Annotated in this window: 9 protein-coding genes; 5 read left to right on the plus strand and 4 right to left on the minus strand. The window is 72.3% G+C overall.

Going from position 1 to position 11,707, the window contains the following annotated elements; translation table 11 throughout:
- Positions 1–592 precede the first annotated feature (592 nt).
- Positions 593–2,221 carry a hypothetical protein gene (locus DYI95_RS03905; RefSeq protein ID WP_116900720.1) on the minus strand — a complete coding sequence of 543 codons (1,629 nt, stop codon included), beginning with the start codon at positions 2,219–2,221 and terminating at the stop codon, positions 593–595.
- A 566-nt stretch (positions 2,222–2,787) separates the two neighbouring features.
- Between DYI95_RS03905 and DYI95_RS03910 the strand changes: the two genes are divergently transcribed.
- Both DYI95_RS03910 and DYI95_RS03915 read left to right on the plus strand, forming a co-directional pair.
- Positions 2,788–3,510 carry an SDR family oxidoreductase gene (locus DYI95_RS03910; RefSeq protein WP_116900719.1) on the plus strand — a complete coding sequence of 241 codons (723 nt, stop codon included), beginning with the start codon at positions 2,788–2,790 and terminating at the stop codon, positions 3,508–3,510.
- Between the two features lie 32 nt (positions 3,511–3,542).
- Positions 3,543–4,733: an NAD(P)-binding domain-containing protein gene (locus DYI95_RS03915; RefSeq protein WP_116900718.1), complete on the plus strand. Its 1,191-nt coding sequence runs from the start codon at positions 3,543–3,545 to the stop codon at positions 4,731–4,733.
- 58 nt (positions 4,734–4,791) lie between these two features.
- Here the strand turns inward: DYI95_RS03915 and DYI95_RS03920 are convergent, their stop codons facing one another.
- Both DYI95_RS03920 and DYI95_RS03925 read right to left on the minus strand, forming a co-directional pair.
- Entirely contained in the window at positions 4,792–5,139 is a 348-nt protein-coding gene (locus tag DYI95_RS03920) for an ASCH domain-containing protein (RefSeq protein ID WP_116900717.1), read from the minus strand.
- Positions 5,140–5,665: 526 nt separating this feature from the next.
- Positions 5,666–5,911, minus strand: coding sequence for an alpha/beta-type small acid-soluble spore protein (locus DYI95_RS03925; protein ID WP_006904017.1), 246 nt, complete (start codon positions 5,909–5,911; stop codon positions 5,666–5,668).
- A gap of 1,326 nt (positions 5,912–7,237) precedes the next feature.
- Between DYI95_RS03925 and DYI95_RS03930 the strand changes: the two genes are divergently transcribed.
- Together DYI95_RS03930 and tnpB are read left to right on the plus strand one after the other, a co-directional pair.
- Positions 7,238–8,650, plus strand: coding sequence for an NCS2 family permease (locus DYI95_RS03930; RefSeq protein WP_116900716.1), 1,413 nt, complete (start codon positions 7,238–7,240; stop codon positions 8,648–8,650).
- A 531-nt stretch (positions 8,651–9,181) separates the two neighbouring features.
- Complete coding sequence (tnpB, locus tag DYI95_RS03935; protein ID WP_243149854.1) at positions 9,182–10,363, plus strand: IS607 family element RNA-guided endonuclease TnpB; 1,182 nt, start codon at positions 9,182–9,184, stop codon at positions 10,361–10,363.
- Between the two features lie 73 nt (positions 10,364–10,436).
- On the opposite strand, the gene DYI95_RS03940 is transcribed toward tnpB, so the two are convergent.
- On the minus strand, positions 10,437–11,027 hold the full coding sequence (locus DYI95_RS03940; protein WP_243149855.1) for a gamma carbonic anhydrase family protein: 591 nt from the start codon (positions 11,025–11,027) through the stop codon (positions 10,437–10,439).
- A gap of 144 nt (positions 11,028–11,171) precedes the next feature.
- Between DYI95_RS03940 and DYI95_RS03945 the strand changes: the two genes are divergently transcribed.
- Positions 11,172–11,651, plus strand: a complete 480-nt coding sequence (locus DYI95_RS03945; RefSeq protein ID WP_116901660.1) for a GNAT family N-acetyltransferase — start codon at positions 11,172–11,174, stop codon at positions 11,649–11,651.
- Positions 11,652–11,707 lie beyond the last annotated feature (56 nt).

Consider the following 11,707-nt stretch of genomic DNA (forward strand, 5'->3'; position numbering starts at 1 on the left):
GGTGAAACCATGCCCGCAGCGCCCCAGGACCGGGAGTTGCCGCCGGCCGCACCGGCCCGTCCGGATCGCCTCCGGAACCATCCGCCAGCCCGCCCCCAGGCCAGGGGGCAGGGGGAGTGGGCCCAGGGGATCGAGCAAGGGGCAGGCGGTCCCGTGGTCCCTGTGGACGGCGGCGTCCCGGGACCGCAATCGGTAGCTGCCGCTCGGCTGTGGGGAGCGACCTACGGGCCGGCGCCGGGCGGCGGCACGGACGATGAAGCGACCCGCCAGTCCACGGAAGCCATCCGCCGCTCCCACCGGGTCGCCCGGGGACCCGGCAACCCGCGCCGGGAAGGACAAGATCGCCGGCCAGGTCCGTGATCTTGGGGATCCCGGGACGGACGGGGCCGCCGGGGGTGCCGGCGGCGTGACTCGCCTGCTGGCAGGTCCACCGGGGACGCGCCCTGGGAGGGTCGCGCGAACACAGAAAGCGGAAGGACGGAAGCGCATGTTTCAACGGGTCGCTCCCCGGGCCGGCGTGGGAACCCGTGGCGTAACGCGTGCTTCCTGCTTGGCTTGACGGGTGGCTTCACGGTGGTCGTGACTCGTGGCTTCACGCGGGCGCGCCATGCCGCAGCGGAGCAGGGGTGCGAGCCACCATGGCCGTGCCTGCGGCCAGGACCGCCCATTCGGCCCCATAGGCGGCAAGCAGGGCCACGGCGGCGATCACGGTACCCGGCAGGGCCGGGGCCAGGAGCCGGACCAGGAACGCCGTGGCCGTCAGCACGCCCACATTGGCCAGGGCGGCCAGGTGGATGAAAACGGTCCGCCGGGTCCGGACCAGCCGCCCGGCCTCGCAGGAGGCAAGAGCCACGACCAGGGGAACGGGGATCATCGCCAGGAGACCCCAGCGCGCCGCTGCGGCTACGTCCCCGGAGACGGCCACCACGCCGGCGAGATACGCCCCGGCCGCCGGCGTGGCGCTCAGCAGGGCCATGGCCAGCACCCCGCCCAGCCCGGTCCGCCAGGCAAAGCCCCTGACGGCCCGCCACGCGCCGTCTTCGCCGTGGGCGATGGCCACCTGCTCCACAGTGCGCATGGGGAGCATGAAGAGCAGCACCGTGCTCCAGGTCACGGGCCATGCGGCCAGGGCCACGGTGGCATCGGCGGCCCGGGCCAGGAGGCCGGTGAGCACGGGACGGGCGGCGAAGGTCGTCACGCTGGTGAGAGCCAGGGGGATATAAAAGCCCAACAGGCCTCGCCAGCTCAGCCCTCCGGTCCGGCTGGCTGCGTGGCCGCCTGCCCGGCCGGCCGCCCCGGGGGCGGCGTGGTGGCCGCCCGGGTCTCCCGCTCCCGTGTCGTCGCGGGCTTCCGTGGCGCCGCCTGCCGGCCAGTGGCGCTGAAGCCAGCGCCGGGCGCAGGCATGCACGTACGCGGCCTCGGCGGTGACGGCCGCGGCCAGGCCTGCACACCCGGCCAGAGCGCCTGGCATGCCCAGGGAACCGCCGGCGGCCAGGACGGTCCCCAGGGTAGCCAGCCGGATCACGGTGCCCCGGCTGGCCACGGCGGTGTGGCCGTGGCGAATCAAAAGCCCCTGATGGAGCCGCCGCCAGGCGATGGCCGCCGTCCAGGGCAGCATCACCGCGAAGGCTGGTCGCACCAGGGCCAGCAGCTCGCCGTCCAAGCCCAGCGTCTGCCCAAAGTACAGGTCGAACAGGCCCGTGAAGGCCAGGGCCCCGTGGAGGAGCGTCAGGGTCCCTGCCAGCAGCAGGGTGAACTGTTGGAGCCGCCGCAACGCCTGGGGGTGGGTGGCGAGGGCATTGCCGGCATGAAGCAGCATGATCACCGGGCTTTCGATGAGCAGGCACGTGGCGATCACGGCGCCGTAGACCGCCAGGGAGAGCTCCGGCGCCGCCAGGCGGGCGATGCCGGCGTTGACGGCGGTCTCGGAAGCGCCCATGAGCAGGTCGCTGGCGGCCAGGGGCAGGTAGAATCCCCAGAGCCGCCGGAACCCGCCGGCCGGCTCATCCTGGCCTCCGCGGGCTGCCGCCGGCCGGTGGTGGCCCGCAGCGGCTTCCTGGCCGCGGGGCCCGGGTCCTCCGGGACGGGCGCCCTGGGCGCCCTCGGTGTCTCCGGCGGCGGTGCGGCCGCCGGCGCTCGGGCCTGCTGCCTCCTGGGGCAAGGGGAGGGTCGCCGTTTCGTGCGGCTTGGAATGGGTTGCCGGCTCCTGCCCGTCCGTCACACCGCGTCGCCGTCCTTTGCCCGGCCCGCCGGTTCTTGGCCCGGATCGACTACCTCGACCCGTTCCTCTGCCCGGGATTGACGGCTCCAACATTAGCACCGCGATCCCTCCCGCCACAACCCCGGGCGGCGGTGCAGAGCCCCAGGGGGCCCCAGGCCGGCAGCAGCCGGGGCTCTTGCGGCCCGCCTGATCCTTCCGTCCTGCGGTAAGATGGAACCGCACAACCGTATGCTTGAGACCGCAAGTTGCCAGCGGGCCCGGGTCCGCCGGACGGCGGCGGGGCCCAGCCCCGGCCGGTGCACGCTGCCGCCGGGCACCTGGCGGGGCACGCCGGGGTGCACCCTCGCCGGCTCGGCTTGACGCCATACATCGACCGGAGCGGGGTCGCGGGCGCGGCTCGCCGGCGCGCGCTCGCCGGCGCACGCGCGCCGGGGCGGGGTCGCGGGCGCGGCTCGCCGGGGCACTCTGGCCGGTATCCTCTTGCTGGTTGCCGGTGCAGCGTGCCGTTTCCCCTGCGGCCCGCGGCGGCGAAGGACGGAGGACCTTTTGCGGCGGGGGGTTCATCCATGCCAGGTCGACTGCAGGACAAGGTGGCCATCGTGACGGGGGCTAGCCGAGGGATCGGGGAGGCCATCAGCCGGGTGTTTGTCGCCGAGGGGGCCAGGGTCGTGGGCGTCGCCCGGTCGGCCGGCGCCCTTGAGGCCCTTGCCCGGGATCTGGCGGCTGCCGGCGCCGGGGGCCGGTTCGTCCCGCGGGTGGCCGACGTCACCTCGCCGGGAGCCGCCAAAGAAGCGGTGCGGGAGACCCTGGAGCGCTGGGGCCGCATCGACATCCTGGTGAACAACGCCGGGGTAGGCCATTTCGCGCCGGTGGCCGATCTGGCCGAAGCGGCCTGGGACGAGATGATGGCCGTCAACCTCAAGGCGCCCTTCCTCTGGAGCCAGGCCGTGCTGCCCCATATGATGGAGCGGCGGGACGGCCACATCATCATGATCTCGTCGGTGGCCGGGACGACCACCTTTGTCAACGGTGCCGGGTACTGCGCCTCCAAGTGGGGGCTGATGGCGCTGGCCGATACCCTGCGCCAGGAGGTGCGCCCCTACGAGCTGCGGGTGACCGCCGTCTGCCCGGGTTCGGTGCAGACCCACTTCGGCGGCACGCCGCCCCGGGATTATTCCCTGCGCCCGGAGGATGTGGCCCACACCGTACTGGAAGTGGCCGCGGCCCCGCGCCGGGTGGTCTACGGCACGGTGATCGTGCGGCCCCTGGTCCCGGCGGACCGCCAGTAACGACCCAGGCGGGGAGGTCACATGGAGGTAACATGGTGAACACGGAGGAACCGGCGATCCGCAGCGGGGGCCCGGCACCGGCGGGAGCCCCCTATGATCTGGTGATCATCGGCGCCGGCCCCTGCGGGCTGGCCTGCGCGGCGGCGGCCCAGAAGGCGGGCCTGCGTTACCGCGTGCTGGAGAAGGGGGCCATCGTCAACTCCCTGGTCCACTTCCCGCTGCAGATGAACTTCTTCAGCACCAGCGACAACCTGGCCATTGCGGGCATCCCCTTCGTCACCGAGCGGGCCAATCCGACCCGCCGGGAAGCGCTGGACTACTACCGGGCGGTGGTCCAGCACCTGGGCCTGCAGGTCGACACCTTCACCGAGGTCGTCGACGCCCGGCGCGAGGCGGACGGCACGTTCCTGGTGATCGCCCGGCCCGCCCCTCGCCTGGTGGCCGCCTGGCCGCCTCTGGAGCCGGCGGCGTCGGGCTCCCTGGAGCCCGCGCAGGACGGCGGGCCGGAGCCGGCGCCCGCCCAGGGCCAGGAGGGGGGCGAAAGCGGAGAGGGCCACGGGGCCGCCCAGCGGAGAGGCCCCCTGTGGACCTTGCGGGCCCGGAACGTCGTGCTGGCCACGGGCTATTACGATTGCCCCAACCGCCTGGGCATCCCCGGGGAAGACCTGCCCCACGTCAGCCACTACTACCGTGAAGGCCACGCCTTTTACGGGCGGCGGGTGCTGGTGGTCGGCGGGCAGAACTCGGCCGTGGAGGCGGCGCTGGACCTGCACCGCTGCGGAGCCCAGGTGACGCTGGCCCACCGGGGGCCGGCCCTGTCCGAGCGCATCAAGCCCTGGGTGCTGCCGCCCTTCCGCAGCCTGGTGGACAAGGGGCGGATCACGGTGCTTTACAACACGGAGGTGCAGGCCATCGAGCCCGGCCGGGTGCGGGTGGCGGTGGCGGGCGAGCCGCGGCAGCTGGAGGCCGATTTCGTCTTCCTGCTGGTCGGCTACCGTCCCAACCACACCCTGGTGCACCGGCTGGGGATTCCGGTGGACCCGGCCACGGGCGAGCCCCGGCACGACCCGGAAACCATGGCCACGCCCGTGCCCGGCGTCTACCTGGCCGGGGTGGTGGCCGCCGGCTACGACGCCAACAGGATCTTCATCGAGAACGGCCGCTGGCACGGGGAGCGGGTGGTCCGGCACATCCTGGCCCAGCGGCGCGGAGCAGCAGGTTGATGAAGGCCGGCGCGAAGCCGTGCAACCCGAATGCGGAGGCCTTCCTGAACGCGCATCCTTATTCCAGGACACGGGAGAAGAAGACGGCGCTGACGGTTTCGTCCAGGGAGACCGGGCGGTCGTAGATCCGTTCCAGGAAGCTCGCCAGTTCCCCGGGGCTTTTCAGGTTGGGGTCTTCCGCCGCCAGCTCCGCCGCCGTCAGCTGCCCCAGGGGCTTGACCACCACCCGGTCGATCACCGCCGCGAAAAGCTTCTGGCGGGGTTCGAAGCGGTTTCCGTAGGTCACCCAGACCAGATCGCCTTCCCGGTACTTGTCGCGCTTGTCGCCCAGGCGGATGGTGCAGCGCTTTTCCGCCGCCAGCAGATTGGCCTGGTAGACCGTGGAGTAGAAATTCAGTGCCTTCAAGGCAAGCCCTCCCGTACTCATGCTCCGGCGCGGCTTCAGGCCGGCGGGGTGCGGCTCCGGGGCGGCGCACCGCCGCCGGGGCGCTACGGCGCGCACCCGGCACCCGGGCGGTACGGCCCGCTCCAGGGCGGTACGGCGCGCTCCAGGAGGTGCGGTTGCAGCGCCGTCCGGCGCGGCTCCGGTTTCCCGCGCCGCCCCCGGCGGGCCGTTGCCTCCGCCGCCCCCGCCTGTTGCCGCCGCCCGCGCTCTTTGCCACCGGATCGAGCTTTGATTACCCGCTATTCGTCCAGTCTTCTGGGTATTCCTTCCGAAAAGCGCTGCGCTGTTCCAAGATTCAGCAGGTTTTCAGGCGGCGTGGGCGCCGGCGTTCCGGCAGCCGCGGATGGCGGGCTTCCGGCGGGTGCGCGGGGCCGGATCGGAGGGCGGGCGGCAGGGGGAAGGCGGGGCCGGGGAAAGCGAGGGGCGCACCCGCCTGGGGTGCGCCCGTCCGGTTCTTGGCGTTGCTTGTGGCCTCACGGGCGACGGCTTACTTCTTCGGGTCCGGCGGCAGCGCCTGGCCGCTGGCCAGCGCCTGCTCGGCCAGGGCGATCATCCGCCGCACCATGTGCCCGCCGACGGCACCCGCCTGACGGGCGGGAATGTCACCCCAGTAGTCTTCGGAACCCTGGTGAACGGGCAAGCCCAGCTCGGCCGCAATCTCGTACTTCAGGTTGTCGAGGGCCGGGTGCGCTTCCTTGATCAGCAGCCGGTTGGTCTTCTGACCCAACGCCATGGGAATCACCTCGGTGGTCGAACTCGGCCCCGCACGCCCGCTGCTCCGGCACGTCCTGCGCGGCCGCCGCCACCGACCAGCCCATGCCCGGTACCGCCGGCTCGACGGTTCACCCGGCCGGGTTCGCCGGCCCGCTGTGCCGGCCTGCCGTGCCGCCGGCCGGCTCTTGCCCGCCTGAACCCGGCTGGTTTTTGCCTCGTCCGGTCGACCTCGTCGACCTCGCGTCGCGTCCCGCACCGGTCCTGGAAGCGGTTGCACGAAGCGCTCCACCCGCTCGGGGCCGTCACTCCCGCCGGTCCGTACCCCGTGGAGAGGGCTGCCATGGCGGCGTGGGCGCTCGCCCCGAGGCCGTGTAGCGGGTACGCGGCAGGTGGCGTTCCCGATCATAATCTGCACGGCCGCAGGAGCTTTCAGGCTTGCAGTTTCGGGGCGGAGAGTGAATCCCGGGGGGCGGAGTGAATACCCGGCGGCGCCGCCGGCCACCGGCATGGTGGACGGCGTGTCGAAGCGCACGCGCCGCGGATGCCATTCGCCCCGTTGCGCCGGCCGGAGCCGCGCTCCTTCTCACGCAGGATCACCCAAGGTGCAGCCCGCGGCGGTGTCCAGGGGCGCGCGGCCCAGTCGTGCCCCTGGTCTGCCGGTGCAGCCCGCCGGCCGCAGGTGCGCGCCACGGGTGCGGCCTTGCGGCCGCAATGTGCCGTGCCGCCGCCCTGCCAGGGCCTTGTCATGCCCCCGCCGGGCCGTGCCGGCCGCGGGCCGAGATGGCTGTGCGGCCCACGCCCCGCCAGGCGTGGGGCGGCAAAGGCGGCGGCCAATGCAGGATGCCGCGGCGCGTCCATCGGATGCCTGGCACCCACCGGGTGCGCACCCCGCCACAGCGTGGCGTGGGGTTGCCGTTGCGCGCGCTCCGTGCCGCGCGCTCCGTGCGATGCAGGCGCGCGCTGCTCCGTGCGGTGCGGTTACCTGCCGCTCCGTGCGGTGCGGGCGCCCGCCGCACCCCCAGCACGCCGCGGCGCCTCCAGATCGTCCCAAGCCAGGCCTGGTTCCCGGGCTGCGGGCTCGCGGGGCCAGGGCCGCGAGACACCGGCCAGCCTATGATGCTAAACATTAAGCAAAATATCCTACAGTTTGTTCGATTCATAACGAACGACTATTATTGCTTCGCATGCAACGATATGATATTCCGGTGTTGCAGGCCTCGCCTGGGCGGGAGCCGGGATTCCCCACGGCCTCTCCGGCACCCGGTCGCCCGTGACCAGCGGCTGCAGAGGCCGGAGCCGGCCCGCCGGGCGACCGGCCGGGCTCATCCAGAAGGGGGTTCACGACATGTCGGTGGCGGTGCGCCAGCAGGTGGAACCCGCGCCGGTGCCACGCCGCAGCGGCGGCTGGCTGGACCGGTTCTTCGCCATCCAGGCCAGCGGGTCCGACCTGCGGACGGAGATCCTGGCCGGCGTGACCACCTTTGTCACCATGGCCTACATCCTGTTCGTCAACCCGCAGATCCTGGGGGCGGCGGGGCTCGATCCCAACGCCGTGCTCATGGCCACGGCCCTGTCGTCGGGCTTTGCCACGCTGCTCATGGGCCTGTTCGCCCGCATGCCCTTCGCCCTGGCGCCGGGCATGGGGCTCAACGCCTACTTCGCCTACACCGTGGTACTGGGGCAGGGCATCCCGTGGCAGACGGTGCTGGGTGCGGTCTTCATGGACGGCGTCATCTTCCTGCTCATCAGCCTGCTGCCCATCCGGGAGCGGATCCTGCGCGACATTCCGCTCAACATCCGCCTGGCCACCAGCACGGCCATCGGCCTCTTCATCGCCTTCATCGGGCTGCGCTCGGCCGGGCTGATCGTGCCCAACGAAGCCACCCTGGTGTCGCTGGGTGACGTGCGCTCGGGGCCGGCGGTGCTGGCCCTGCTGGGGCTGGTCATCACGGCGCTCCTGATGGCCCGGCGCGTCAAGGGCGCCATCCTCTGGGGCGTGCTGCTGACCACGCTGCTGGGAGCCTTCTTCCACGCCCCCGACGCCAGCGGCGCCATGCAGCCGCTGACCCGGCTGCCCCACAGCCTGGCCGACGTGGTGCGCGCGCCGGACTTCGGCGTCCTGGCCCAGGTGGCGGGCCAGCTGGACGTCCGCAGCGCGCTGCAGCTGGGCCTGCTGACGGTGATCTTCACCTTCACCTTCGTCAACATGTTCGACACCGCGGGCACCCTGGTGGGCCTGGGCACCAAGATGGGTGTGATCGACGAGAAGACCGGGACCTTCCCGCGGGTCGGGCGGGTGCTGGTCAGCGACGCCCTGGCGACCATCATCGGCGCGGGCCTGGGCACCTCCACCGTGACCACCTACGTGGAGAGCGCGGCCGGCATCGGCCAGGGCGGTCGAACGGGCCTGACGGCCGTGGTCACGGGCCTCCTGTTCCTGCTGGCCGTGTTCTTCTGGCCCCTGGCAGGCGTGATCCCGGCCGCGGCCACGGCGCCGGCGCTGGTCATCGTGGGCCTACTGATGATGGAGCCGATCCGCAAGCTCAACCTGGACGACATCACCGAGGCCCTGCCGGCCTTCCTCACCGTGCTCGGCATCCCGCTGACCTTCAGCATCGCCACGGGCATGGTGCTGGGGATCGTGTCCTATGTGGTGCTCAAGCTGGTGACGGGCCGCATCCGCGAGGTCTCGGTGACCATGTGGATCCTGGCGGCGATCTTCATCGCCCACTACGCCTTCATGGGCTCCGGGGCCTGAGGCCCGGCAGGCCCGGGAAAGGCCGGGTTGGGGCGGCGGGCCCAGGGACGGGACGAACGAGCGGGACGAGCCGGCGGGGCGGGCGCCAGGGCGCCTGCCCCGCACTGTTTTGCGGGGCCCTGGGCGCGGCCCTGGGTCCCGGGTCGGGGCGCGGCCCTGGGCCCCGGGCCCGGGGGGCCCGGTGTAACGCGGCCCGGGGCGCGGGCCTGGGGGCCGGGGCGGGGGCCCGTGTACGCGGCCCGGGGCGCGGGCCCAGGCAGGCCGGATCGGCGGCCGCTCCCAGGCCGGATTGACGGCCGGTCCATCGCCCGACGGCCGGTGGATTGCCGGTGAAGGGGCCGGTCAGGAGCCCGGCTGCCCTCCCAGCCCGGCGGGCGGGACCGGAAGGGGCTGAGAACAGCTAGTGCGTTTCTTATCGTTTCTCGCCCAACGTCATCAAATCTTAGCATCCCCACCCCTCCTCGGCCGGCTCGTTGTCTAAGAACAGATGTTCTGATACGCTGTCCTTGGATGATTTTGGGGGGCTTCCCCATGCGTGTTTTGCAGGCGTACCGCTTCGCCCTCGACCCCACGCCTCGCCAGGAACGGGCGCTGGCCTCCCACGTGGGCGCCCGCCGCTTTGCCTTCAACTGGGGTCTGGCCCTGGTGAAGGAGCGCCTCCACGCCCGCGCCCGGGGCGCAGGCGTGGAGGTGCCGTGGACGCTTCCCGCCCTGCGGCGGGAGTGGAACCGGCAAAAGCACGTCGTCGCCCCCTGGTGGCGGGAAAACTCGAAAGAGGCCTATTCCTCCGGCCTGGACGGGCTGGCCCGGGCCCTTCAGAACTGGTCAAAAAGCCGCAAGGGTGAACGCAAGGGACGCCGGGTGGGGTTCCCGCGCTTTCGGAAGAAGGGGCGGGGTCGTGAGTCCGTGCGGTTCACCACCGGCGCGATCCGGGTGGACGACCAAAGCCACGTCGTCCTGCCCCGGATCGGGCGGGTGAAGACCCACGAGCCGACCACGGCCCTGCTCCGGCGCATCGAAGCGGGAACGGCCCGCATCCTGTCGGCCACGGTCGCCCGGGAAGGGGGCCGGTGGTTCGTCAGCTTCACCTGCGAGGTGGAGCGGCAGCCGGGCCGCCCCCGGTTCCCCTGGCGGGTGGTGGGCGTGGACGCGGGGGTGAAGTACCTGGCGGTCCTTTCGACGGGCGAGAAGTGGCCGAACCCCCGGTCCCTTGAAAAAGCCCTCCGAAAGATCGCCCGATCCAACCGCGCCTTGGCCCGCCGGCAGAAGGGCAGCCGGGGGTGGCAAAAGGCCCGCCGCCGGCTGGCCCGGCTCTATGCGCGGGTCCGGAACACCCGCCAGGACGCCCTCCACAAGCTGACGCACCACCTAGCGAGCACCTATGGCGTGGTGGTGGTTGAGCAGCTGCACGTGGCAGGCATGCTGAAGAACCGGCGGCTTGCCCGGGTGCTGGCCGATGCGGCCCTGGCGGAGATCCGCCGCCAGCTTCGGTACAAGTGCGCCTGGCACGGGGCGGTATTGGTCGAAGCGCCGCTGTTCGATCCCAGCAGCAAGCGTTGCTCGCGGTGCGGTGCGGTCAAGTCGTCGCTACCGCTTTCGCAACGCGTTTTCCGCTGTGAGGAGTGCGAGTTCGTGCTCGACCGGGACGAAAACGCGGCCCGGAATCTCGCGGCCCTGGTGGCCGCCGTCGCCGGGAGTGGCCCGGAGACGTGAAACGCCCGTGGACGGGATGGAAGACCTGCAGCAAGGCAGGCGATCCCGGAGGAAGCGGGAAGCCGGCACCGGCTCATCGCCGGGTAAGACCGGCACCGTCGATCCGTGAGGATCGACTGCCTGAAACAGATGACGATGTTTCAGGTAACGGCTCGAGGCTTCCGGCGAAGCGCCGCGCGTTTTCCCGGTAACGGGCCGCCGCGGCGCGGATTTCGGCCTGTTCTTCCGGCGTCAGGGAGCGGACCACCCGGGCCGGCACGCCCAGCACCAGGCTCCCCGGCGGGATCACCTTGCCCTCGGGAACCAGGGCGCCTGCTCCCACCAGGCTTCCGCGGCCGATGCGGGCGCGGCTCAGCACCACGGCCCCCATGCCGATGAGGCACTCGTCCTCCACGGTGCAGCCGTGGACAATGGCGCCGTGGCCGATGGTCACGTCCCGGCCGATGCGGCAGGGCTCCCCGGCGTTGACGTGGAGAACGGCGTTGTCCTGCACGTTGCTGCCCGCACCGACGTGGATGAGGTCGAGATCGGCGCGCAGGATCGCGCCGAACCAGACGCTGCTGTGCTCGTCCAGGACCACGCGGCCGATCACCCGGGCGCCCGGCGCCACGTAGGCGGTGGGGGCTACGTGCGGCACCCGGTCACCAAGGCGGTACAGGCTCACGGCAATCCCTCCCCGGTGCGGGCGGGCCCGTCCCTGGGCATCCTTGGATCCCGCGACGGCGTTTCGATACAATCGTAGCGTGTCGTGGCACCGGGTGCAGCGCGGTGCCCGGCCAGCCCGGAGGGGAAGGGGTGGGGTGGAGCCGTGTGGAGCGTGGAACCCGCCGCGCCGGCCGACGCCGTCCAGGTCCTGGAGGTCACCCGCAGGGCCTTCCGGCGGTACGAGGGCAAGTACCCGGTGGCCCCCGAGCCGCTGCAGGATGACCTCTCGCGGGTCCAGGACGACATCGGCCGGGGCCGGGTGTGGGTGGCGCGCAACGGCGGGCGGGTGATCGGGGTGGTGCGGGCCCGGCCCCTGGCGGGCCGGCAGGAGGCCTGGGAGATCTACGGGCTGGCGGTGGATCCCGAGTACTCCCAGCTGGACGTCGGCACCTCCCTGGTCCGCGCGGTGGAAGACCGGCTCCGCCCGCAGGGGGTGCGGGCCCTGCACCTGCAGACGGGATTGCGCGACGCGCCGGCCATCGAGTTCTGGTACCGGGTAGGGTACCGCCCGTACCGGCTCGATGCCGATCCGGATCCCGCCGGCGGGTACGACCGGGTCTGGTTTGCCAAGGAATTCGCCTAGGTGCCTGTGCTCGGGCCCCGCGGGCGCGGGGGTCCGGTGTGCTCGCCCGGACCGGC

The organism is Thermaerobacter sp. PB12/4term, from assembly GCF_003403315.2.
Classification (GTDB): domain Bacteria; phylum Bacillota; class Sulfobacillia; order Thermaerobacterales; family Thermaerobacteraceae; genus Thermaerobacter.